Origin of the sequence: Pseudomonas sp. CNPSo 3701, assembly GCF_028674975.1 — a bacterium.
GTDB classification, from domain to species: Bacteria; Pseudomonadota; Gammaproteobacteria; order Pseudomonadales; family Pseudomonadaceae; genus Aquipseudomonas; species Aquipseudomonas straminea.
Genome location: NZ_JAQZSI010000008.1, coordinates 104,926 through 127,536, shown reverse-complemented (window position 1 = coordinate 127,536; position 22,611 = coordinate 104,926). Strand labels below are relative to the sequence as shown.

The window sequence follows — 22,611 nt, the reverse complement described above, 5'->3', positions numbered from 1 at the left end:
CGGGCACCCGATTCATTCGACGTTTGGACAATGCCTATGACCAATATGCAACGTGCTTCCCATCATGAACTGCGGCGCGCCTTCCGCACCCTGCTGGCTTCGGGCGCCTGTTACCACACCGCCTCGGTTTTCGACCCGATGTCCGCGCGCATCGCCGGCGACCTCGGTTTCGAAGTCGGCATTCTCGGTGGCTCGGTGGCCTCCCTGCAGGTACTCGCCGCGCCGGATTTCGCGCTGATCACCCTGAGCGAGTTCGTCGAGCAGGCCACCCGCATCCACCGGGTTTCCCGCCTGCCGGTGATCGCCGATGCCGACCACGGCTACGGCAACGCCCTGAACGTGATGCGCACCGTGGTCGAGCTGGAACGCGCTGGCATCTCCGCGCTGACCATCGAAGACACCCTGCTGCCCGCCCAATTCAACCGCAAGTCGACCGATCTGATCAGCGTCGCCGAAGGCGTCGGCAAAGTGCGTGCGGCCCTTGAAGCGCGTGTAGACCCGGACCTGGCGATCATCGCCCGTACCAACGCCGGCGTGCTCAGCGTCGATGAAGTGGTCAAACGTACCGTGGCCTATCAAAAGGCCGGTGCCGATGCCATCTGCATGGTCGGTGTCGAGGATTTCGAGCATCTGGAAAAGATCGCCGAGCACCTCAGCGTGCCGCTGATGCTGGTGACCTATGGCAACCCCAAGCTGCGCGATAACGAGCGTCTCGCCAAGCTGGGCGTGCGCATCGTGGTCAACGGCCATGCGGCTTACTTCGCGGCCATCAAGGCCACTTACGACTGCCTGCGCGAGCAGCGCAACGCCGTCGCCAGTGACCTGAGCGCCTCGGAGCTCGCGCACAAGTACACCCAGCCAGAGGACTACGTGGCCTGGGCCGACGAGTTCATGAACGTCAAGGAATAACCCCGCTTCACCTGCCACGCCGGACAGCGGCCGCGCAACGCGAGCCGATTCGTCCGCCGTCGGCCGCCCTTGCCAAGCCCTGCCTCACGCTCCTATCTTCGAGCTAGCACCACCAACAGCTTGTTGAAATACTGCTGCGTTGAACGGCTCGTACACGAGTCCAAGCTATAGGCCCTTGCACCACGTGAACCAGGCGCTTCGTCTGTTTTCGCGGCATTGCCTGGGATTTCATCAGCCCGCTCATTGGGAGAACGCTATGGCCACCGGTTGGGCGCAAGACGGCGCCGTGCAGGAGCAGATTGACAGCACCATCGAAGACGCCGTGCAGCGCGCGCGCAGTCAACTGCCCAAAGGCGAGAGCCTGACCCATTGCGAAGAATGCGATGCGCCGATTCCCGAAGCGCGACGCCAGGCCGTTCCCGGCGTGCGCCTGTGCGTGAACTGCCAGGCCCTGGCTGATCAGGAACAGGCAAAGGCCGGAGGTTTCAACCGTCGCGGCAGCAAGGACAGCCAGCTGCGGTAGTCAGCTGGGCCGAAAGAGACTCTTGTAGTAGATGGCGTTGGCTCGGTACTGGCCGTCCGGCCCGCAGGCGTAATCGGGCAGGCCGCCGATGTGGGTGTAGCCCAGGGCGCGATAGAGGTCTTCCGCGCCGCTGCCGGCCTCGGTATCCAGGTACAGCAGGCCGCGCTGCAACTGCCCGGCATGGGCTTCGAGCTGCTGCATCAGCAAGCGGGCTATACCACGGCGACGCGCGTTGCTCAGCACCAGCAATTTCTGCACTTCGCCGCGATTCAACCCATTGGGTTTCTGGCACAGGTTGAGCTGCACCGAACCCAGCACTTTTTCATCCTCTTCAGCGATCCAGATCGCCAGCGCGCCGCTGCAAAGCGCACGGCGCACATCGTCGAAGTAGGCGTCCGCCTGCCGGGTGTCGATATCGGCCAGGAAACCGACGGAGGCACCGTTGGCCACCGCATCGATCAACAAGGCGATCAGCCCTTGCCGCCAGGCGTCGAAACCGGCTTCGTCGAGCTGGCGGATCTGCAGGATCATGGCGTGCTGCGCTGCGGCGTGAGGATCAGCTGCATGAAGGTCAGGTCCAGCCAGCGGCCGAACTTGCAGCCGACCTGTGGCATCTGCCCGGTGACGCTGAAACCCAGCCGCTCGTGCAGGCGCACCGAGGCGACGTTGCCACTTTCGATGGCGGCGACCATCACGTGCTTGCCGACCTCTCGCGCCCGCTCGATCAGCGTCTGCATCAGCAGCGGGCCAAGACCCCGGCCGCGGGTGTCGTGGCGCACGTACACGGAATGCTCGACGGTATTGCAAAAGCCTTCGAAGGGCCGCCAGTCGCCGAACGAGGCATAGCCGAGCACCTGTTGCGCCTCATCGACCGCCACCAGGATCGGATAGCCCTGGGCGCCGCGCGCCTCGAACCAGGCCTTGCGGTTGGCGAGGTCCACGGGGTTCTCGTTCCAGATGGCCGTGGTGTTGAGCACGGCATCGTTGTAGATGGCGAGCAGGGCGGGCAGGTCGTCTGCAGCGGCGTTACGTATGGCAATGGACATGGGCAAACTCGGGTGCAGATGGAGGTATAAGTCGCGGCGGTCAGTATCGGGCTGTGCGCTCGTCGGAGGCAATCGTGGATTGCCCGAGCTTGAGCGGTTTATCGCTGAGAAACGCTTGCTGTAATGGCAGATAGCCCTAGTATCAATAGTCGTGCAGTTCGGTTGAGAAGCCCTGATAACAGCGGAGAAACGACATGGCATTGTTTCCGGTGACTGTGGTCAAGCGGATGACCGTAGGCGTACTGCTGTTGCTAAGCCTGACTGCCCTGGCGGTCTATTCGGTCATGGCGCTGCGTGGCAAACCACAACTGATGGCGGTCGGGGTGACATCTGCCGAGCAGGCTGCCGCTGCGCTGGCGCGCCAGCTGGCCCTGCAACTCAGCGAAATCCAGGGCACCACGGCGGGCCTGGCGCACTTGGCCGAGGCCTTACCGCGGGACGCCGAGTTGGTGCGCAACGTGCTGCCGGGGGTGATCGACAGCCAGGGTAATGCCGCCATCGCCGGTGGCGGCCTGTGGCCCGAGCCGGGTGCTTTCGAGAGCGGCGTGGCGCTGCGCAGCTTCTTCTGGGCGCGCAGTGCGAGCGGCGGCCTCGAGTACCGTGACGATTACAACGCCGCCTCCGCGCCGCCCTATCAGCAGGAATCCTGGTACAGCGCGGCGCGCTCGTCTGCACCCGGTCGTTGCGTGTGGTCCGACGGTTATCTCGACCCGGTGACCAGCGTGGCAATGACCACCTGCAGCGTGCCCTATCAACTGAGCGGGAAGTTTGCCGGCGTGGCGACGTTGGATCTGCGCCTCGACGGCCTGGCCACGTTCCTGAGCGAGCGCGGCAACGTCACCGGCGGTTATGCCTTCGTGGTCGATCGGGCCGGTAACCTGCTGTTCTTCCCGGATGCCAAGGCCACCGGTGGGCTGCCGACCCTGGCCGGGCTGGTGGAGCGTGATCCTGCGGTCGCACCGTTGCAGGCTGCCTTGCAGGCCGCGCGCGCCGGCACACCGACCAGCATGCTTGATTACGACGTGCGCCTGCAGGGCCGCGCCTATGTCAGCTTCGCGCCCCTGGGGGATACCGGTTGGCAGCTCGGGCTCGTCACGCCCGAGGGCCAGGTCGCCGGGCTGAGTCATCGCCTGACCGGAGAACTCCTGCTCTTCCTGCTGCCCTTGCTGGCCGTGTTGCTCGGCCTGGCTTGGTTCGCCGGGCGTCGTTTGCTGGCGCAGATCGAAGAAACCACCGCGCAGATCGAGCAGCTCGGTGAGGGTGGTGGAAGCGAGTTGCCCGTCGGTCGAAGTGACGAAATTGGTGCGTTGCGCTCGGCGGTGAATCGCTATGCCGGCTCGCTGCGCAACATGCTGCTCGATATATCGGGACAATCGCGCGTGCTTGAGCGCCAGGCTGCCGAGCTGGCAAGCCTGTCGCAGGCCATCGCCGAGCGGGCCGAAACCCAGCGTGAAGACAATGCCTTGTTGGCCGCCGCCATCACCGAGATGTCGGCCAGTGCCCAGGAAGTGGCCGGCAATACCACCGATTGTTCGGATACCGCGGAGCGTTCGTTGCTATCGGCGCGCGCAGGCCAGGTGAACGTGCGTAGCAACAGCGCATCGATCCAGGCGCTGGCCGAGGAGATCGGTCAGGCCGAGGCGGCAATCGGTCGCCTGGGTAGCGATATCGAGCGGGTCGGCAGCGTGCTCGAGGTGATCACCTCGATTTCCCAGCAGACCAACCTGCTGGCGCTCAACGCCGCAATCGAGGCGGCGCGCGCCGGGGAGCAGGGCCGCGGTTTCGCCGTGGTGGCGGATGAGGTGCGTACCCTTGCCGGCCGTACCCAGGCGTCCGCCAACGAGATTCAGGTGATGATCGGCCAACTGCGCGATGCGTCGGGCCAGACCGTCGCCACCATGCAGGCTGGCGTGCGACGTACCCACGAAGCGGTCGAGCAGGCCAATGGCGTCGCGGTCACCCTGGAGGGCACGGTCAATGGCTTCGAGGATATCGTGCAGCGCGCCCAACAGATCGCCGTCGCGGCCCAGGAGCAGAGCCACGTGACCCAGGAAATCAGCGAGCTGGCCGTGCGTATTCACGGCGCCAGCGAAGAAGGCGCCCGGGATTCCGGAACCTTGCGCGAGCTGGGTCGAGCCATCGAGGAGCTGTCCCAGCGGCTCGCGCGGATGAGTCAGGGGGCCAAATGACGGGCAGGCGAGCCCGTCAATCGCTTACTTGTCGCGGTCGACCGCGAACGGGCCCCAGGCCTGGCGGCTGGGCATGATTTCCAGGCGGTTGATGTTGATATGGGCAGGCAGGGTGGCGACGTAGAAGATCTGCTCGGCGATATCTTCCGCGCTCAGTGGCGTGGTGGTGCTGTACAGCGCATCGGAGGCCGCCTGGTTGCCTTTGGTACGCACCAGGGTGAATTCGGTTTCCGCCATGCCCGGGGCGATGTCGGTGACGCGCACACCAGTGGACACCAGGTCGCAGCGCAGGTTGAAGCTGAACTGTTTGACGAACGCCTTGCTGGCGCCGTACACGTGGCCGCCCGGGTACGGCCATTCGCCGGCGACCGAACCGATGTTGATGATGCTGGCGCCCTTGCCGGTTTCCAGCAGCTTGGGCAGTACCGCGTGGGTGACGTTGACCAGACCGGTGATGTTGGTGTCGATCATGGTGTGCCAATCCTGCAAGGCCACCTTCTGCGCGGCTTCCGGCGCCAGGGCCAGGCCGGCGTTGTTGATCAGTGCGTGGATCTTGTCGAATGGCGCGGCGAGAGAGTCGACCAGGGCCTGCACGGCCGTGGCATCGCGCACGTCGAGGGTGGCGATATGCACCGGCACCTTGCCTTGCAGCTCGGCCTTGAGTTCCTCCAGGCGCTCCTGGCGGCGGCCCGAAAGCACCAGCGCCCAGCCGGCCTCGGCGAAGCGGCGAGCGGTGGCGCGGCCAAAGCCGGAAGTGGCACCGGTGATGAAAACTACCTGGGTCATGTTCTGCCTCTTGTCTGTCGTCAGTGAACACCGCCCGGCCAGTGGCCTGGGCGATTCGTGCTGATCGACTGCCGGAGTGGGCTCGTCGACGCGGATCGTCGCCACCCCTGGCGCCTGCAGGTTGGCCGGCAGGTGAAAGTGGGATGGGCGGACGGCAAGAATAACCGGCTTGGGCAGCTACCGCGTAGGTACAGTGGCGGCCTTTTACCGCTCAGAGCCTGTTCACGATTTTTATGCGTCTGAAGCGGAGCCTACAATGTAGAAGCGGACATCGGGCGGCGCCGCTTTTGTAGGAGGGGCTTTAGCCTAGAGCTTTTAGGGTGCCAAGAGCTCGGGGCTAAAGCCCCTCCCACGAGTTCGCGGTCGGCCGTTCTCGCTAATTAGCTGCCAAAATCGGCGAACCTGGGCTGAGAGATTATGAACAGGTGCTCAGATCGCCACCAACCCGCGCACGCCGTCCGCTTCCATGGTTTCGCCGCGGCCCTGCTGGACGATCTCGCCGCGGCTCATCACCAGGTACTGGTCGGCCAGTTCGGCGGCGAAGTCGTAGAACTGCTCGACCAGCAGGATGGCCATGTCGCCGCGGGCGGCGAGTTTTTTGATCACTGCGCCGATTTCCTTGATCACCGAGGGCTGGATGCCTTCGGTGGGTTCGTCGAGGATCAGCAGGCGTGGCTGGCTGGCCAGCGCGCGGCCGATGGCCAGCTGTTGCTGCTGGCCGCCGGACAGGTCGCCGCCGCGGCGGTGCTTCATTTCCAGCAGCACCGGGAACAGCTCGTAGATGAACGCCGGCACCTCCTTGGCCTGGCTGCCGGGAAAGCGCGACAGGCCCATCAGCAGGTTTTCCTCCACCGTCAGGCGTCCGAATATCTCGCGGCCCTGAGGCACGTAGGCGATGCCGGCGTGCACCCGCTGGTGCGGTTTGTAGCCGGTGATGGCCTTGCCTTCCCATTGCACGCTGCCCTCCTTGGCGGGCAGCAGGCCCATCAGGCATTTGAGCAGGGTGGTCTTGCCCACGCCGTTGCGGCCGAGCAGGCAGGTGACTTCGCCGACCTTCACGTCAAACGACAGGCCCCGCAGGATGTGGCTGCCGCCGTAGTACTGATGCAGTTTTTCGACCTGGAGCATGATTCAATTCCTGTTTTTGGGCTGCAGGCTTCAGGCAACAGCGCTCTGAGCCTGTGGCTTGCGGCCTGAAGCCTGTGGCTGGGCGCGTCAGCGCCCCAGATAAACCTCGATCACCTTCTCGTTGGCCTGCACGGCGTCGAGTGAGCCTTCGGCCAGCACGCGGCCCTGGTGCAGCACGGTGACATGGTCGGCGATGGTGCCGACGAAGCCCATGTCGTGCTCGACCACCATCAGCGAGTGCTTGCGTGCCAGGGACTTGAACAGCTCGGCGGTGAATTCGGTTTCCGCGTCGGTCATGCCCGCCACCGGCTCGTCGAGCAACAACAATTGCGGGTCCTGCACCAACAGCATGCCAATTTCCAGGAACTGCTTCTGGCCGTGGGACAGCAGGCCGGCCGGGCGCTGGCGCGAGCCGTCCAGGCGAATGGTGGCCAGCACCTCATCGATGCGGTCGCGCTGCTCACCGCTGAGCCTGGCGCGCAGGCTGGCCCACACCGACTTGTCGGTCTTCTGCGCCAGTTCGAGGTTCTCGAGCACGCTCAGCGCCTCGAACACGGTCGGTTTCTGGAACTTGCGGCCGATGCCTGCCTGGGCGATCTCGACCTCGCTCATCTGCGTCAGGTCGAAGGTTTCACCGAAGAAGGCGACGCCGCTGTTGGGGCGCGTCTTGCCGGTGATCACGTCCATCAGGGTGGTCTTGCCGGCGCCGTTGGGGCCGATGATGCAGCGCAGCTCGCCGACGCCGATGTACAGCGTCAGGTCGGTCAGCGCCTTGAAGCCGTCGAAGGCGACGTTGATGTCTTCCAGGGTGAGAATGGTGCCGTGGCGCACGTTGAGGCCGCGCCCGGCACTCTGGCCCAGGCCGATGGCGTCACGGGCGCTGCCCGCTGCATCTGGAATCGGTTCGATGAGCATTTCGGGAATCGGTGCGCTTCTCATGACTTGTCCCCTCGTTTGAGCAGGCCGATGACGCCCTTGGGCAGGAACAGGGTGACCACGATGAACAGCGCGCCGAGGGCGAACAGCCAGTACTCGGGAAAGGCCACGGTGAACCAGCTCTTCATGCCATTGACCAGGCCGGCGCCGAGCAGCGGGCCGATCAGCGTGCCGCGCCCGCCGAGGGCCACCCACACGGCGGCTTCGATGGATTGCGTCGGGGCCATTTCGCTGGGGTTGATGATGCCCACCTGGGGCACGTACAGCGCTCCGGCCAGGCCGCACAGCACGGCGGAAAGTACCCAGATGAACAGCTTGTAGCCGCGTGGGTCGTAGCCGCAGAACATCAGGCGGTTCTCGGCGTCGCGCAGGGCGGTCAGCACCCGGCCGAACTTGCTGCGCGCCAGGCGCCAGCCTAGATATAGGCTGCCGACCAAGAGCAGCACGGTGAGCGCGAACAGCGTGGCGCGGGTGCCGGCGGCGGTGATCTCGAAGCCGAGGATGCTGCGAAAGTTGGTGAAGCCGTTGTTGCCGCCGAAACCGGTCTCGTTGCGAAAGAACAGCAGCATGCCGGCGAAGGTCAGCGCCTGGGTCATGATCGAGAAGTACACGCCCTTGATCCGCGAGCGGAAGGCGAAGAAACCGAACACCAGCGCCAGCAAACCGGGCGCCAGCACCACCAGGCACAGGGCCCAGAGGAAGTTGTCGGTGCCGTACCAGTACCAGGGCAGTTCGGTCCAGGCGAGAAAGCCCATGAACGCCGGCAGGCCGTCGCCGGCGGCTTCACGCATCAGGTACATGCCCATGGCATAGCCGCCGAGGGCGAAGAACAGGCCGTGGCCGAGGGACAACAGGCCGGCATAGCCCCAGACCAGATCCAGCGCCAGGGCGACGATGCAGTAGCAGAGGATCTTGCCGACCAGGGTCAGGCTGTAGGCGGAAACGTGCAGCGCATGCTCGGCCGGCAGCAGGTGCAGAACGGGCATGGCGACCAGCACGGCGAGCACCAGCAGGCCGATGGCCATCGACACCTGTGGGCCGAGCCTGTGGCTGGCGCGGGCCAGCAGGGTTTGGTTGGCGGCGTTCATCGATTGTTCCCCCGTATGGTGACCTGTGGGAGCGCGCCATGCGCGCGACAGGCCGTGGTGATGCAATCGCTGGCATGGCCAGCTCGCACAGCGTCGAGGTTAAGCGTGCGGTTCAATCGATCACCCTCCCTTTCAAGGCGAACAGGCCCTGCGGACGTTTCTGGATGAACAGAATGATCAGCGCGAGGATGAGGATCTTGCCGAGTACGGCGCCGATCTGCGGCTCGAGGATCTTGTTGGCGATCCCTAGGCCGAAGGCCGCCATCACGCTGCCGGCCAGTTGGCCTACGCCGCCGAGTACCACCACCAGGAACGAGTCGATGATGTAGCTCTGGCCGAGGTCGGGGCCGACGTTGCCGATCTGGCTCAGCGCCACGCCGCCGAGGCCGGCAATGCCCGAGCCAAGGCCGAAGGCCAGCATGTCCACGTGGCCGGTGGGCACACCGCAGCAGGCGGCCATATTGCGGTTCTGGGTGACGGCGCGCACGTTGAGGCCCAGGCGAGTCTTGTTGAGCAGCAGCCAGGTCAGCACCACCACCGCCAGGGCGAAGCCGATGATCACGATGCGGTTGTACGGCAGCACCAGGTTGGGCAGCACCTGAATGCCGCCGGACAGCCAGTAGGGGTTGGCCACTTCGACGTTCTGCGCGCCGAACAGTACACGCACCAGCTGGATCAGGATCAGGCTGATGCCCCAGGTGGCCAGCAGGGTTTCCAGCGGGCGGCCGTAGAGATGACGAATCACCGTGCGCTCCAGGACCATGCCGATCACCGCGGTCACGCCGAAGGCCACCGGCAGGGCGACCAGCGGATACAGCGCCAAGGCCTCGGGTGCGAAGCGCTGGAAGAGAATCTGCACCATGTAGGTGGAATAGGCGCCGAGCATCAGCATTTCGCCGTGGGCCATGTTGATCACCCCGAGCAGGCCGAAGGTGATGGCCAGGCCGAGGGCGGCGAGCAGCAGGATCGAGCCCAGGCTCATGCCGCTGAATGCCTGGCCGAGCAGTTCGCCGATCAGCAGCTTGCGCTTGACCTGGGCGAGGCTGGTTTCTGCGGCGGTGCGCACGCCAGCGTCGCTTTCCACGCCGGGCTCCAGCAGGTTTTCAAGGCGGGTACGGGCCAGTGGCTCGCCGGTTTCGCCGAGCAGGCGCACGGCAGCCAGGCGCACCGCCGGGTTGGCGTCGACCAGTTGCAGGTTGGCCAGGGCGAGGGTGAGGGCATCGCGCACGGCGTCGTCGTCTTCCTTGGCTTGCGCCTGGGCGAGCAGCGGCAGTTGCGCCGGCTGGGCGCTCTTCTGCAATTGCTGGGCGGCGCTCAGGCGCACGCTTGCCTCACTGGCGAGCAACTGATGGCTGGCCTGGGCGTTGGCGATCAGCCCGCGCAGGCGATTGTTCAGGCGCAGTTTGCGCGGGGTGCCTTGCGGCTCGGCATCGCCTTCGGCGGCGCGGTAGCCAGCGTCGGTTTCGATGAAGGCGCGCTTGTCGCCGTCAGTGGCCACACGGCCCTGTTGCAGCGCATCGAGCAGCGGCTGGCGCATCGGGTCGGGCATAGCAGCCCAGCTTTCCAGCAATTTGGCCTGCTGCGTGGCGCTGGCGGCGACGAAATCGTCGGCTTCGCCGGCGTGTGCGGCCAATGGCAGCAGGAGCAGCAGGCTGAAGAGAATTCGGGCAAAGGCATAAGGCATGGGCGTGTCCTTGGTGTCCCGTGGCACAGGCGCCGGAGAACGACTCGGCGCCTGTGCCACGGTGCGGATCAGTTCGACTTCACCGGGGTGTCGCCTTTCTTGTCGTTACCCTCGATGTACGGGCTCCACGGCTGGGCGCGGATCGGCCCTTCGGTTTCCCAGACCACCGAGAACTGGCCGTCTTCCTGGACCTCGCCGATCATCACCGGCTTGTGCAGGTGATGGTTCTTCTCGTCCATCTTCAGGGTGAAGCCGCTCGGCGCCGCGAACTCCTGGCCGGCCATGGCCACGCGCACCTTGTCGACGTCGGTGGTGCCGGCCTTCTCGACGGCCTGGGCCCACATGTGGATGCCCACGTAGGTGGCTTCCATCGGGTCGTTGGTCACCACGGTGTCGGCGTTCGGCAGCTTCTTGGCCTTGGCGTAGGCCTTCCAGTCGGCGACGAATTTTTCGTTGACCGGGTTCTCCACGGACTGGAAGTAGTTCCAGGCCGCCAGGTGGCCGACCAGCGGCTTGGTGTCGATGCCGCGCAGTTCTTCCTCGCCGACCGAGAACGCCACCACCGGCACGTCGGTGGCTTCGATGCCCTGGTTGGCCAGTTCCTTGTAGAACGGCACGTTGGAGTCGCCGTTGACGGTGGACACCACCGCGGTCTTGCCGCCGGCGGAGAACTTCTTGATGTTGGCGACGATGGTTTGATAGTCGCTATGGCCGAACGGCGTGTAGACCTCTTCGATGTCCTTGTCCTGTACGCCCTTGCTGTGCAGGAAGGCGCGCAGGATCTTGTTGGTGGTGCGCGGGTAGACGTAGTCGGTGCCGAGCAGGAAGAAGCGCTTGGCGCCGCCGCCGTCTTCGCTGAGCAGGTATTCCACTGCCGGGATCGCCTGCTGGTTCGGCGCGGCGCCGGTGTAGAACACGTTCGGCGACATTTCCTCGCCTTCGTACTGCACCGGGTAGAACAGCAGGCCGTTGAGTTCCTCGTAGACCGGAAGCACCGATTTACGCGACACGCTGGTCCAGCAGCCGAAGGTCACCGCGACCTTGTCCTGGGTCAGCAACTGGCGTCCACGTTCGGCGAACAGCGGCCAGTTGGACGCCGGGTCGACCACTACCGGCTCGAGCTTCTTGCCGAGCACGCCGCCCTTGGCGTTGATCTCGTCGATGGTCATCAGCGCCATGTCTTTCAGCGACGTTTCCGAAATGGCCATGGTGCCGGACAGCGAGTGCAGGATGCCGACCTTGATGGTCTCGGCGGCCTGTACGGTCCAGGTCAGGCCCATGGCGGCGATGGACGCGGAAAGGGTGAAGGCCTTGATCAGGCTGCGACGTTGCATAGTTCGATCTCCATTCACAAACGAGTTATGTGTTGTTGGCAGTGGATCAAGGGACATCACGTCAACCCTGCGCCTGCACGGCGCGCTCGCGAGCGCTGTGCAGCATGTGCAGGGTGATCTTGCGCACTTCCGCCTTGCTGACCTCTATGTGGGCCTTGAGCAACAGCTGTGCCTCTTCGCAGCGGCGCGACAGGATCGCGCCGAGAATCCGTGCGTGTTCGTCGTAGGTGGCTTCCACCCGCGGCGTCTGGGTGAAATCCAGGCGCCGGATGATGCGGATCTTTTCGCTGACCTCGCCGTGCAGGCGAGCCATCTCGCGGTTGCCGGTGGCCTCCACCAGTTGGCAGTGGAAGCGCTCGTCGAGGCGTGACACGTCGCGGCCGTCTTCCAGGCGCTGTTCGGGCGCCACCATCCAGATGCGTTTCAGCTCGCTCAGCAGGGCGGGTGTTTCCTCCGTCTCGCGGTCGCACAGGCGCTTGACCGCCGCCTGTTCGAGGACGATGCGCACGTCGTAAAGCTCCTCGAAGTGGGCGAAGTCGAACGGCTTGACCTGCCAGCCGCTGCGGAAATACACCTCCAGGTAACCCTCGCGCTCCAGGCGATACAGCGCCTGGCGCACCGGCGTGCGGCTGGCCGCCATGCGCTCGGCGACTTCGCCTTCGCTGAAGCGGTCACCGGGCAGCAGGCGAAACTCGAAGATGTCGTCCTTGAGCTGCCCGTAGATGCGCTCGGCGAGATTCTCCGGGCGCTCCTTGCCACGCCTGATCGGGTCGACCAGTTGCATCTCAGGCGGCCTCGACCGGTTCGAGTACCAGCAGCGCGTCACCCGGGGTGACCGCCTTGCCCGGCTGACAGCGCACGGCCTTGACCGTGCCGGCCAGGGGCGCGGTGACCGCCAGCTCCATTTTCATCGCCTCGACCACCAGCAGCGTGGCGCCGGCCTCGACGTACTGGCCGGGCTCGACCAGCACCTTCCAGACGCTGCCGCACATGTCGGCGCTGACCAGGTGGCCGTCGACGGCTTCGTCCTCCTCCTGTCTGGCAGCTGGCGCGGTGTGGTTGTCGGCATCGTCGTCACGCCACAGCAGCACTTCGGCGTCGAAGGCCTGTTTCTGCTGGCGTTGGAAGGCCTCTATGCTCGCCGCGTTGTCGGCCAGGAAACCCTGGTACTCGGCGAAGTCGAAGGTGCTCTGCTCGATCCTTATCTGCGCGCGACCTTCACGGAACGCCTCGCGGAAGTCGTCCAGCTCGGCCTCGCTGACCGGGTAGAAACGCACCTGGTCGAAGAAGTGCAGCAGCCACGGCTGGCCGCCCTCGAACTGGGCGTTCTTCACGAACTTGTTCCAGATCGGCAGGGTGCGGCCGACTAGTTGGTAACCGCCGGGCGAGTCCATGCCGTAGATGCACATGTACATGCCGCCGATGCCCACGGTGCCTTCGGCGGTGTAGGTACGCGCCGGGTTGTACTTGGAACTGAGCAGCCGGTGGCGTGGGTCGAGCGGCACGGCGCAGGGTGCGTCGAGGTAGACATCGCCGAGGCCGAGAATCAGGTAGCTGGCGTCGAACAGGATGTCGCGTACTTCTTCGCGGGTGGCCAGGCCATTGGCGCGCTGGATGAAGTCGACGTTGTTCGGCAGCCACGGCGCCTGGCTGCGCACCGTCTCGCTGTAGCGGGTGACGGCGGCCAGGGTGGCGCTGTCCTCGAAGGCCATCGGCAGGTGGACGATACGGGTCGGCACCTTGAGATCCGCCACATCGCCCAGGTTGGCTTCCAGCCCCAGCAGATGGTCGAGCAGCGCTTGCTGGTGCAGCACGCGGCTGTCATAACGCAGTTGCAGGGAGCGCACGCCGGGCGCCAGTTCTTCCAGGCCGGCGAGGGGCTGGGCCTTGAGCGCTTCCATCAACAGGTGCACGCGCAGGCGCAGCGCCAGGTCGAGCACGTTGTCGCCGTATTCGAGCAGGATGTAGGCATCGCCCGCCTGCCGATAGACCGCGCGCGGGCGGTTGCCATCCGCCGGCAGCTCGGCCAGTACGGTCGCGGAAACCGTGTCGCCCGGCTGCAGGCTCGGCGCCGGCAGTTGCGCGGCGCTGACCGCGCTCAGGCTCTGCAGGCTGGCCAGTTGCGCCTGCTCCAGCGCCTGGGCCTGCTCGAAGCTGATCGGGTGAAAGCGCAGGGTATCGCCCGGCTTGACCTGGCCGACCTTCCACAGCTCGGCCTTGGCGATGGTCACCGGGCAGACGAAACCGCCGAGGCTGGGGCCGTCCTTGGTGAGGATCACCGGGAAGTCGCCAGTGAAGTTGATGGCGCCGATGGCGTACTCGCAATCATGCACGTTGGACGGATGCAGGCCGGCCTCGCCGCCGTCGGCGCGGGTCCAGCTCGGCTTCGGCCCGGACAGGCGCACGCCCAGGCGATTGGAGTTGTAGTGCACCTGCCATTCGGCGGCGAAGAACTGTTCGATGGCATCAAACGTGAAGAAGTCCGGTGCGCCGTGGGGCCCGTAGAGCACACCGATGTTCCAGGTGGTGCCGTAGACGGGAATCAGGCTGTCGGCCAGCGCCTGGGGTTCGCTGACCGGCGCTGGCGTGGTGCAGGCCGGCAGCCCCGGTTGGGAGATGGCCAGCATGTCGGCGGCGCGCAGGGTGCGCCCGGCGTGGCCGCCGAACTGGCCGAGGGCGAAGGTCGAGCGGCTGCCCAGGTACACCGGCACGTCGAAGCCGCCGCGCACCGCCAGGTAGGTACGGCAGCCGCTCTGTGCGCGGCCGAGCTTGAGCACCTGGCCGGCCTTGATGGCGATCGGCGCCCAGTAGGGCACGGCTTCGCCATCCAGTTCGGCCGGGCAGTCGGCACCGGCGAGGGCGATCAGCGCGTCGCTGTGAAAGCGCAGGCTCGGGCCCTGCAGGGTGAATTCCAGGCCGGCGGCGCTTTCGTGGTTGCCGACGATGCGGTTGGCCAGGCGGAAGGCGTAATCGTCCATCGGCCCGGACGGCGGCACGCCGATGTCCCAGTAGCCGAGGCGGCCCGGGAAATCCTGCACGCTGCTGTAGGTGCCGGGCTCCAGCACTTCGACCACCTGGGCCGCGTAGCTGAAGGTATCGAGCAGGCGGGTCCAGATCTGCGCACTGTGGAAGCGCGGCTCGGCCACCACCTGGCGCAGGTAGTCGAGGTTGCTGGCGATGCCGTGCAGGCAGGTTTCGCCCAGGGCTTTCTGCAACTTGGCGATGGCCTCATCGCGGCTTGGCGCGTGGACGATCAGCTTGGCGATCATCGGGTCATAGAACGCCGACACTTCGCTGCCGGTACTCACCCAGCCATCGACACGCACGTCATCCGGGAAATGCACGTCGGTGAGCACGCCCGGGCTGGGCTGGAAGTTCTTCAGCGGGTCTTCGGCATAGATGCGCACTTCGATGGCGGCGCCTTGTGGAGCGCGGCTCAGGGCGGTCCAGTCCAGCTCGTCGCCGGCGGCCACGCGCAGCATGCATTCGATCAGATCGAGGCCGGTGACCATCTCGGTGACCGGGTGCTCGACCTGCAGGCGGGTGTTCACTTCGAGAAAGTAGAAATCGTCGCGGGCGGCGTCGTAGATGAACTCCACGGTGCCGGCGCTGCGGTAGCTCACCGATTCGCCGAGCTGGATGGCCGCCGCGTGTAGGCGCTCACGAGTAGCCTGTGGCAGGTTTGGCGCCGGGGTTTCCTCGACCACCTTCTGGTTACGCCGCTGCAGCGAGCAGTCGCGCTCGCCGAGGGCCGCCACGCGGCCTCTGCCATCACCGAAGATCTGCACTTCGACGTGTCGCGCCTGGTCGACGAAACGCTCGATGAAAACGCCGGCGTCACTGAAGAACTGCTCGCCCATGCGCTTGACGCTGTCGTAGGCGCTGGCCAGGGCCACGGCGTCGGCGCAGCGGGTCAGGCCGATGCCGCCGCCGCCGGCGGTGGTCTTGAGCATGATCGGATAGCCGATGGTTTCTGCCGCGCCCAGGGCTTCGTCCAGGCTCTGCAGCAGCGCGGTGCCGGGCGCCATCGGCACCTGGGCGTCGGCTGCCAGTTCACGGGCGCGGTGCTTGAGGCCGAATTCGCGAATCTGCGCGGGCGTCGGGCCGACGAAGGCGATGCCGGTGTTCTCGCAGGCCTCGGCGAACTCGGCGCTCTCGGAGAGGAAGCCGTAGCCGGGATAGATGGCCTGGGCACCGGTTTCTTTTGCGACGGCGAGGATCTTGTCGATGCGCAGGTAGCTGTCGGCAGCCTTGTCGCCGCCAAGGGCCACGGCCACGTCGGCATCACGTACGTGCTGGGCATTGCGGTCGGCATCGGAATACACCGCCACGCTCTTCACGCCCAGGCGCTTGAGGGTGCGGATGGCGCGGACGGCGATCTCCCCGCGGTTGGCGATCAGTACGGTATGGAACATCGGATTCTCCTGGCAGATTCGGCAGCAGATCGTTGGTCGCGCCCTCTCTCGGGGAGGGCTGCGCTCACTTTTTGGTGCTGGCGATAAAGGCGCGCCAACCGCCGAAGCTGGTGATGTCGCGGGCATCACCGAGCGCCCAGGGCTCGCAGATGAACCCCTTCACGCTGCGACCGTCGGCCAGGGTCAGGTTGCCGATGCCCAGCGGTGCGGGAATCTCGGCGACGAACTCGCCAAAGCGCGCCAGGGGGATGTCCCACAGCTCGACGATGATCGAGCTGCCGTCGGTGCTGCGCGCCAGTCCCGGTTTGGGCGGCACGGTGCCTGCCAGGGCGTAGAGGCGATAGTGCGGCGAGGTCAGGGTCTGCTCGACCAGCACCGCGTCGCGGGTGGTCAGTTGGAAATTCAGCGGCATACCGGTCAGGTGTGCGCCGACCACGGCGACCCGCACGCTGCCCGCCGGTACCGCGGTGGCAGGTGGCTGGGTTGGCAGAGCACGACCGGTGGCGCCCAGCGGCAGCTCCAGGCTGGCCTGCCAGCGTTTGCCGAAGGCCGCCAGGGCGCGGTCATGCCAGGCCGGGGCGAGCAGGGTGATGCCGGCGGGCAGGCCGTCGCCACGCATGCCGGCCGGCAGCGCCAGGGCAGACAGGTCGGCGAGGTTGGTGAAGTTGGTGTAGGTGCCGAACTGGCTGTTGAACAGCACCGGCTCCTGCTGCATTTCGGCGAGGCTGCGGATGGTCGGCGAGGTCGGTACCACCAAGGCGTCGAAGCCAACCAGTGCATCGTTGATCTGGCGGCTCAGCTCGGCGCGTAGGTACTCGGCCTTGTAGGCGTCACACGCGCTGTACTGGTGGCCATTTTCGACGATGCCGCGTACCACCGGGTCGATATGCGCCGGGTCGACGCCTTCCACTGCAACCGTGCGCTCGGCGACCCAGGGGCCGTAATAGAGCTGCTCGGCCAACTGGCGGAACGGGCTGAAATCGATGGTTTTGAGGGTCACACCCAGGCTTTTCAGCTGCTCCAGCGCCTGCTCGAAAACCGTCTGGGTCTGGCTGTCGCCAAAGAATTCCAGGCTGTCCGGTACGGCGAAGGTCGGTGCGGCTTTCATGCCGACCGGTGCGCTGTTGGGGTTTTGCCGTGAGTAGGCGTCGGCAGCGTCGTAGCCACCGGCGATACCCGCCACGGTTTCGGCATCGCCCACCGTCAGGGCGAAGATCGAGATGCAGTCCACGGTGCGGCACGCTGGCACCAGGCCGGTGTTGGGCAGCCAACCCTTGGTCGGCTTGAGCCCGACGATGTTGTTGAAGCCCGCGGGTACGCGGCCCGAGCCAGCGGTATCGGTGCCCAGAGAAAACGGCACCAGGCCGCGGGCCACCACGCTGGCCGAGCCGGAGCTGGAACCGCCGCTGACGTAATCGGCGTTGAAACTGTTGACCACGGCGCCATGGGGCGAGCGGGTGCCGACCAGGCCGGTGGCGAACTGGTCGAGGTTGGTCTTGCCGATCAGGATGGCGCCGGCAGCGCGCAGGCGGGCGACTACCGTGGCGTCGGCTTCAGCCTGGTAGGAAAAATCCGGGCAGGCGGCCGTAGTGGCCCAGCCAGCAGCGTCGATGTTGTCCTTGATGGCGAAGGGCACGCCGTACAGCGGCAGCTTGCTGTGCTGGCCTTCCGCCTGGTCGAGCAGCGCCTGCAGATGGCTCAGCTGGGCATCGAGCTGCGCTGCGGTGGCGAGGCTGATCCAGGCGTTGTCGGCCGAGTCGAGGGCCGCCAGCAGACCGTGCAGCAACTCCGCGGGTTGGGCGGCGTCACGGTAAGCCTGTTGCCAGTCGGCGAGGGTGAAGGTGAGGGAGGCGTGGGACATGCGCTGAGATTCCATCTTGTATCCAAGTTGAAATCACTAGAGCAATAGCGGTGCCAGTTTTTAACGCACTGATTTATATGGATTTTATTTTCATCAGGCTGTTTTTTAAGCTGTTTCTGCACCTTGTCGGAGCTTGGTGGAGCCTTTTGGTGCGACGTTCGTTGGAGGCAGCTACACAGGCTTTGAGAAAGTCCAGAATCTGTAGGAGCGGGCCATGCCCGCGAAAATCGAGAGGCGATCAGCGATAGCAATGGAATGTCCGCGATCGCTTCGCGGGCATGGACTAGGCGTCCCCGCCCGCTCCCACAATGTTTTTGTACCAGCCAACCTCAGTGCTGACTTATAACCCCTGCAACAACTCCCGGTAATCGCCCACCGCGGCGAACTCCTCGGTGTCCTTCACGCCCTTGCGGCTATCGGGTTCGTACACCGCCAGCAGGTGTTTCACGCCGAAGCGCCCGGCGCTGCGCAGGATCGGGATGTTGTCGTCGATGAACAGGCTGCGCGCCGGCTCGAACGTCAGGTCCTGCTGCAGGGCCGCCCAGAACTGCTGGTCTTCCTTGGGAAAGCCATAGTCGTGGGAGCTGATCATGCGGTCGAAGTAGGGCGCCAGCTCGATGCGCTCCAGCTTCAGGGACAGCGAATCGCGGTGGGCGTTGGTGATCATCACCACCTGTTTGCCGGCCCCGCGGATGGCGGCGAGAAAGGTGTCGGCATCCGGGCGCAGGGCGATCAGATCGGCGACTTCGCGCTTGAGTTCCTTGATCGACAGCTTCAGCTCGCGGCTCCAGAAGTCCGTGCAGTACCAGTTCAGCTGGCCGGCGTGTTCGGTGAACAGCGGCTGCAATTCGGCATCGGCCAGGACGCGGCTGATGCCGTGGTGCTCGGCGTAGCGCTGCGGCAGATGTTCGAGCCAGAAGTGGTTGTCGAAGTGCAGGTCCAGCAGGGTGCCGTCCATGTCCAGCAAGACGGTATCGATTTCGGACCAGGGCAGGTTCATGGCGAGGTAACTCTCAGTAGCTAAAACGAGGCGAAAGACGCCTGCAGGTCGTCAACGGTTACGTCGAAGGCGCAGACAATCAGGGCAGGCACGGTATGATAACCGTTCCGGTCAGCCCAGCAGCAGGACTCACCCATGCGTCAGAAGCCCACCGTCATCGCCCGCGAGATCGTCGCCAGCAGCCGCCTGTTCCGTGTCGAGGAGATCCAGTTGCGCTTCAGCAACGGCGCCGAACGCACCTATGAACGGCTGGTCGGGCGCGGCACCGGCCATGGCGCGGTGATGATCGTGGCGATGGCCGATGACGAACACGTGCTGCTGGTCGAGGAATACTGCGGCGGCACCGGCGAGTACGAGCTGTCGCTGCCCAAGGGCCTGATCGAGCCGGACGAAGACGTGCTCGATGCCGCCAATCGCGAATTGCAGGAAGAGGCCGGCTTCGGTGCCCGCCGCCTCGAGCACCTGACCGAGCTGAGCCTGTCGCCGGGCTACATGAGCCAGAAGATCCAGGTGGTGCTGGCCCGTGATCTTTATCCACAGAGCCTGCCCGGCGACGAGCCCGAGCCACTGCGGGTCGACAAGGTCAGCCTGCGCGAACTGTCCGCGCTGATCCAGCATCCGCAGTTCAGCGAGGGGCGCGCCCTGGCGGCCCTGTACCTGGTGCGCGACCTTCTGGAGCAACGTGGGGAACTGAGCCGATGAATCATCCATTATTGCCCGGTGTGCTGGATCTGGTGCAGCGCGCCGGTGAGGCCATCCTGCCGTTCTGGCGTCAGGGCGTGGATGTGATCGAGAAAGCCGATGCCTCGCCGGTCACCGCCGCCGACCTTGCCGCCCACGGCATCCTCGCCGAGGGCTTGCTGGCGCTGGAACCGAGCATTCCCGTGCTGTCCGAGGAAGACGCCGATATCGCCCTGAGCGAGCGCGCCGGCTGGTCGCGCTGGTGGCTGGTCGACCCGCTGGATGGCACCAAGGAATTCATCGCCGACAGTGAAGAGTTCACCGTCAACGTGGCGTTGATCGAGCACGGCGAAGTGGTCTTCGGCGTAGTCGGCATTCCCGCCACGGGCGTGATCTATCACGGCGGCCGCGCGTTCGGCGCCTGGCGGATCGAGCCGGGCAAGCAGCCTCAGGCGATCACCATGCGTGAGGCGCCAGCCGCTGGCCTGACCGTGGTCGCCAGCCGCCGCCATGGCAGCGCCCTCCAGGAACAGCTGCTGGCCGCGCTGGTGGCCCGTTTCGGCGAGATCGAGCGGGTCAGCGTCGGCAGTTCACTGAAGTTCTGCCAGCTGGCCGAAGGCAGCGCCGACTTCTACCCGCGCCTGGCGCCCACCTCGCAGTGGGACACCGCAGCGGCGCAGGGCGTGCTGGAAGGCGCAGGCGGCGTGGTGCTGACGCTGCAGGGCGAGCCGCTGCGCTACGAAGCCCGCGAGTCGTTGCTCAACCCGTTCTTCCTGGCGTTGCCGGCGGATGCCGAGTGGCGCGCGTTGCTGGTCGAGGAAGCCAAGCGGCTAACGCCAATTCGTTAGCCCTTCCCCGTAACCAAGCATCTTAGAAGCCGCGACCTAGCGGCGAATCGTCCGGCCAGCGCGGAAATCACGGTAGGGTCGCAATCGTTCGTGCCGAGGGCGACGCTCCTACGGGGTTCGTGGTTTACGCCTCAGTCCAGCATGTCGCTGTAGCGATCATCCTTTTTATACACCAGCGGCTGGGCAAAGCCCGGCACCTTGATCTGCGCGTCATCGATGGCGATTTCGGTATCGTCGATCAGGTCGTTGCCGAAGTTGTAGATGATCTCCAGCTGACCCTTGGTCGCCTGCTCGTCGTAGGCTTGGGCGTTGGCGCGGGTCTGCTCGCGGCGCTGCTGGTAGGCGCTGAATGCCGACTCGCCATGGCGCTTGCGCAGCATGCGCTCGACCACATGGGGGGCCAGCACCACAGCGCTGGCATTGTTGCCGCCAAAGCCCTTGGAGTTGATGAAGCACACGTCCATGCGCTGGTCGTGGCGGTCGGCGTTGCTGATGCTCAGATGCTGCTGGTGTACATCGCTGGCTACTTCATCGATGGTCTTGATGCCGGGGATTATGCCGTACTTGAAGGTGCCCAGGGCGGAGATCACCTGGTCGCCACTGGCGGTGGCCAGGGAGTGGCCGACGAAGGCTTTTACCGCCGCGACCGGCCAGCTGTCGATGGCGAAGGCGGCGGCAACGCGGTCCAGCAGTTCGGATTCGGTGACCCGGTTGGCCGGTGTGCTGGAGCCGTGGGCATGCACGAAGCTGCGCTGGCGCACGGCGTCGATACCGACCAGTTGGGTGGCTGCGGCGACTGCCTTGGCGACTGTCAGGTAGTTGCCTGGGCCGGGCGCAGAAATGGATTTCTTGAAGCCGTCGGCGTTGATGAATACGTCGGTGGCGGCGCCGTGGATATCGGCGCCCAGCTGCAGGGCCAACTCATCGTCCATCAGCACCACGAACTGGCAGGCTTCGGACAGGGTGAAGCCGCAGTTCTCGCCGAAGGGCCGGCTGGCGCGACGGAAGTCTACATCGTCCTTGCCTTCGATCAGGCGTAGGCCGTCTTCGGTGGCCAGGGCGCCCATGGCGCCGTAGCCCTCGATGCACTCGGCGTTGATCGGCGCTTCGCTGTTGCCGACGATCACCACGCGGGCTTTGCCGGCGTTGATCTGCTCGATGCCCTTCTGCAGGTTGTACAGGAAGGTCGCGCAAGCACCGGTGACGCTGCCGGTGGTGCCGACGCTGCCCAGCACGTAGGCGTTGATGAAGTCCGCCGGCATGGTGTTCAGGCCCAGGGCCAGCTGCTTGGAGCTGACGCGGTGGCCCTTGAGGCGCGACTGCATGAGGCCGCCGAAACCGTTCTCGTCGAGCTGGCTCATGATGCTGCCGGCGAACACGGCGATCTCGTCAGGCGCCACGTGGTCGACGATGGTCTGCCATGGCACGCCGGTGGCACGCAGGGCGTCGGTCACGCCGACCACGGCCATCTGCAGGCCACGGGGGTGGAAGCGCGAGTTGTACAGCTCGCCAGGCTCGAAGCCGGTGGGCAACTGGCCGGCGGATTTCACCGGCAGGGCGCGGTAGCTGTCGACCTTGAATTCGCAGCTTTCGTGCAGGGTGACGCGCACGTCATTGCCGCCCAGTTCTTCGACTGACCAATTGGCCGGCAGCGGCTCGGGCAGCTGCTTGCGGCTGCTGACGAAGGTCAGGCTGCCGGCTTCGCCACCCACGGCGATGCTCTTGTGCCAGTGGGCGGCATCGGGATCCAAGTGCTGCTTTTCGATGCGGCGCACCAAGGTCGAGGCAAGAATCTGCGCGCCATAGCGGCGCTCGATGTCGGCAGGCGACAGAGCTTCGCCGTCCTGGCTCTGGTAACGGCCATCCACCACGCGCACCAGCTTGGTCATTACCGCGAGGCCAGTAAGGGTTTCCTGACGTGCCTGTTCGTCCAGCGATTCGATCACCGTACGGCGGAAACCGTGGTGGAAGGAGCTGCGGCCAGCGGCGTTGTAGCCACCGAAACCGACGATCACAGGCAAACGAGACTTCACGCGGACACTCCTTAAACTATTCAGATCGGTACGCCAGACGGACGCGCACCGGGTCAGCGGGTCGAGCGCGGCGCGCTTTCTTATCAAGAAGAAGGCGCCATGATGACTTTTCAGGTGCCTATGCTGACGCGATTCATGACCCGCAAGTCA

18 protein-coding genes and 1 pseudogene are annotated in these 22,611 nt (G+C 65.4%); 6 read left to right on the top strand and 13 right to left on the bottom strand.

Annotated elements, in window-relative coordinates:
* The first annotated feature begins 45 nt into the window (after positions 1 to 45).
* Complete coding sequence (locus tag PVA39_RS20635) at positions 46 to 909, top strand: isocitrate lyase/PEP mutase family protein (RefSeq protein WP_093506505.1); 864 nt, start codon at positions 46 to 48, stop codon at positions 907 to 909.
* A 256-nt stretch (positions 910 to 1,165) separates the two neighbouring features.
* Complete coding sequence (locus PVA39_RS20630; RefSeq protein WP_274125635.1) at positions 1,166 to 1,432, top strand: DksA/TraR family C4-type zinc finger protein; 267 nt, start codon at positions 1,166 to 1,168, stop codon at positions 1,430 to 1,432.
* Here the strand turns inward: PVA39_RS20630 and PVA39_RS20625 are convergent, their stop codons facing one another.
* Entirely contained in the window at positions 1,433 to 1,963 is a 531-nt protein-coding gene (locus tag PVA39_RS20625) for a GNAT family N-acetyltransferase (protein WP_274125634.1), read from the bottom strand.
* On the bottom strand, positions 1,960 to 2,478 hold the full coding sequence (locus PVA39_RS20620; protein WP_274125633.1) for a GNAT family N-acetyltransferase: 519 nt from the start codon (positions 2,476 to 2,478) through the stop codon (positions 1,960 to 1,962). The genes PVA39_RS20625 and PVA39_RS20620 overlap by 4 nt, the downstream gene beginning before the upstream one ends.
* A 194-nt stretch (positions 2,479 to 2,672) precedes the next feature.
* On the opposite strand from PVA39_RS20620, the pseudogene PVA39_RS23595 reads away from it, so the two are divergent.
* Positions 2,673 to 3,554 (top strand): annotated as a pseudogene (locus tag PVA39_RS23595) (PDC sensor domain-containing protein); the annotation flags it as partial.
* 273 nt (positions 3,555 to 3,827) lie between these two features.
* Complete coding sequence (locus PVA39_RS23590; RefSeq protein WP_443200998.1) at positions 3,828 to 4,667, top strand: methyl-accepting chemotaxis protein; 840 nt, start codon at positions 3,828 to 3,830, stop codon at positions 4,665 to 4,667.
* Between the two features lie 24 nt (positions 4,668 to 4,691).
* Here the strand turns inward: PVA39_RS23590 and PVA39_RS20610 are convergent, their stop codons facing one another.
* The 10 genes from PVA39_RS20610 to yrfG form a co-directional block, all read right to left on the bottom strand.
* Complete coding sequence (locus tag PVA39_RS20610; RefSeq protein WP_013793157.1) at positions 4,692 to 5,453, bottom strand: SDR family NAD(P)-dependent oxidoreductase; 762 nt, start codon at positions 5,451 to 5,453, stop codon at positions 4,692 to 4,694.
* A 429-nt stretch (positions 5,454 to 5,882) separates the two neighbouring features.
* Positions 5,883 to 6,581 carry an urea ABC transporter ATP-binding subunit UrtE gene (gene urtE / locus PVA39_RS20605; RefSeq protein ID WP_274125631.1) on the bottom strand — a complete coding sequence of 233 codons (699 nt, stop codon included), beginning with the start codon at positions 6,579 to 6,581 and terminating at the stop codon, positions 5,883 to 5,885.
* A gap of 87 nt (positions 6,582 to 6,668) precedes the next feature.
* Complete coding sequence (urtD, locus tag PVA39_RS20600) at positions 6,669 to 7,520, bottom strand: urea ABC transporter ATP-binding protein UrtD (protein ID WP_274125630.1); 852 nt, start codon at positions 7,518 to 7,520, stop codon at positions 6,669 to 6,671.
* Positions 7,517 to 8,542, bottom strand: a complete 1,026-nt coding sequence (urtC, locus tag PVA39_RS20595; protein ID WP_443200997.1) for an urea ABC transporter permease subunit UrtC — start codon at positions 8,540 to 8,542, stop codon at positions 7,517 to 7,519. Before urtC ends, urtD begins: the two co-directional genes overlap by 4 nt.
* A gap of 175 nt (positions 8,543 to 8,717) precedes the next feature.
* The gene (gene urtB, locus PVA39_RS20590; protein ID WP_274125626.1) at positions 8,718 to 10,289 is read right to left on the bottom strand and encodes an urea ABC transporter permease subunit UrtB; all 1,572 of its coding nucleotides are present in this window, start codon (positions 10,287 to 10,289) and stop codon (positions 8,718 to 8,720) included.
* Positions 10,290 to 10,357: 68 nt separating this feature from the next.
* Positions 10,358 to 11,623: an urea ABC transporter substrate-binding protein gene (urtA, locus tag PVA39_RS20585; protein WP_075932413.1), complete on the bottom strand. Its 1,266-nt coding sequence runs from the start codon at positions 11,621 to 11,623 to the stop codon at positions 10,358 to 10,360.
* A 61-nt stretch (positions 11,624 to 11,684) separates the two neighbouring features.
* Entirely contained in the window at positions 11,685 to 12,407 is a 723-nt protein-coding gene (locus PVA39_RS20580; protein WP_274125625.1) for a GntR family transcriptional regulator, read from the bottom strand.
* A gap of 1 nt (position 12,408) precedes the next feature.
* Positions 12,409 to 16,038 (bottom strand): urea carboxylase, encoded by a 3,630-nt coding sequence (gene uca, locus PVA39_RS20575; RefSeq protein ID WP_274125624.1) that lies wholly within the window; start codon positions 16,036 to 16,038, stop codon positions 12,409 to 12,411.
* 64 nt (positions 16,039 to 16,102) lie between these two features.
* Positions 16,103 to 17,899 carry an allophanate hydrolase gene (gene atzF / locus PVA39_RS20570; RefSeq protein ID WP_274125623.1) on the bottom strand — a complete coding sequence of 599 codons (1,797 nt, stop codon included), beginning with the start codon at positions 17,897 to 17,899 and terminating at the stop codon, positions 16,103 to 16,105.
* Positions 17,900 to 18,239: 340 nt separating this feature from the next.
* The gene (yrfG, locus tag PVA39_RS20565; RefSeq protein WP_274125622.1) at positions 18,240 to 18,899 is read right to left on the bottom strand and encodes a GMP/IMP nucleotidase; all 660 of its coding nucleotides are present in this window, start codon (positions 18,897 to 18,899) and stop codon (positions 18,240 to 18,242) included.
* Positions 18,900 to 19,034: 135 nt separating this feature from the next.
* On the opposite strand from yrfG, the gene nudE reads away from it, so the two are divergent.
* Complete coding sequence (gene nudE, locus PVA39_RS20560; protein ID WP_093506491.1) at positions 19,035 to 19,601, top strand: ADP compounds hydrolase NudE; 567 nt, start codon at positions 19,035 to 19,037, stop codon at positions 19,599 to 19,601.
* Positions 19,598 to 20,428, top strand: coding sequence for a 3'(2'),5'-bisphosphate nucleotidase CysQ (gene cysQ / locus PVA39_RS20555; RefSeq protein WP_274125621.1), 831 nt, complete (start codon positions 19,598 to 19,600; stop codon positions 20,426 to 20,428). The genes nudE and cysQ overlap by 4 nt, the downstream gene beginning before the upstream one ends.
* A 131-nt stretch (positions 20,429 to 20,559) precedes the next feature.
* Here cysQ and PVA39_RS20550 read toward each other — a convergent pair whose 3' ends face one another.
* The gene (locus PVA39_RS20550; RefSeq protein ID WP_274125620.1) at positions 20,560 to 22,461 is read right to left on the bottom strand and encodes a beta-ketoacyl synthase; all 1,902 of its coding nucleotides are present in this window, start codon (positions 22,459 to 22,461) and stop codon (positions 20,560 to 20,562) included.
* Positions 22,462 to 22,611: the final 150 nt, after the last annotated feature.

Bases quoted from the DNA above. Each gene is read 5' to 3' on its own strand.
- urtD (WP_274125630.1), bottom strand. From the start codon at position 7,520: ATGAGAAGCGCACCGATTCCCGAAATGCTCATCGAACCGATTCCAGAT.
- urtC (WP_443200997.1), bottom strand. From the start codon at position 8,542: ATGGCCATCGGCCTGCTGGTGCTCGCCGTGCTGGTCGCCATGCCCGTT.
- PVA39_RS23590 (WP_443200998.1), top strand. From the start codon at position 3,828: ATGCTGCTCGATATATCGGGACAATCGCGCGTGCTTGAGCGCCAGGCT.
- PVA39_RS20610 (WP_013793157.1), bottom strand. From the start codon at position 5,453: ATGACCCAGGTAGTTTTCATCACCGGTGCCACTTCCGGCTTTGGCCGC.
- yrfG (WP_274125622.1), bottom strand. From the start codon at position 18,899: ATGAACCTGCCCTGGTCCGAAATCGATACCGTCTTGCTGGACATGGAC.
- atzF (WP_274125623.1), bottom strand. From the start codon at position 17,899: ATGTCCCACGCCTCCCTCACCTTCACCCTCGCCGACTGGCAACAGGCT.
- cysQ (WP_274125621.1), top strand. From the start codon at position 19,598: ATGAATCATCCATTATTGCCCGGTGTGCTGGATCTGGTGCAGCGCGCC.
- PVA39_RS20580 (WP_274125625.1), bottom strand. From the start codon at position 12,407: ATGCAACTGGTCGACCCGATCAGGCGTGGCAAGGAGCGCCCGGAGAAT.
- urtA (WP_075932413.1), bottom strand. From the start codon at position 11,623: ATGCAACGTCGCAGCCTGATCAAGGCCTTCACCCTTTCCGCGTCCATC.
- PVA39_RS20620 (WP_274125633.1), bottom strand. From the start codon at position 2,478: ATGTCCATTGCCATACGTAACGCCGCTGCAGACGACCTGCCCGCCCTG.
- PVA39_RS20630 (WP_274125635.1), top strand. From the start codon at position 1,166: ATGGCCACCGGTTGGGCGCAAGACGGCGCCGTGCAGGAGCAGATTGAC.
- PVA39_RS20635 (WP_093506505.1), top strand. From the start codon at position 46: ATGCAACGTGCTTCCCATCATGAACTGCGGCGCGCCTTCCGCACCCTG.
- nudE (WP_093506491.1), top strand. From the start codon at position 19,035: ATGCGTCAGAAGCCCACCGTCATCGCCCGCGAGATCGTCGCCAGCAGC.
- urtE (WP_274125631.1), bottom strand. From the start codon at position 6,581: ATGCTCCAGGTCGAAAAACTGCATCAGTACTACGGCGGCAGCCACATC.
- urtB (WP_274125626.1), bottom strand. From the start codon at position 10,289: ATGCCTTATGCCTTTGCCCGAATTCTCTTCAGCCTGCTGCTCCTGCTG.
- PVA39_RS20625 (WP_274125634.1), bottom strand. From the start codon at position 1,963: ATGATCCTGCAGATCCGCCAGCTCGACGAAGCCGGTTTCGACGCCTGG.
- uca (WP_274125624.1), bottom strand. From the start codon at position 16,038: ATGTTCCATACCGTACTGATCGCCAACCGCGGGGAGATCGCCGTCCGC.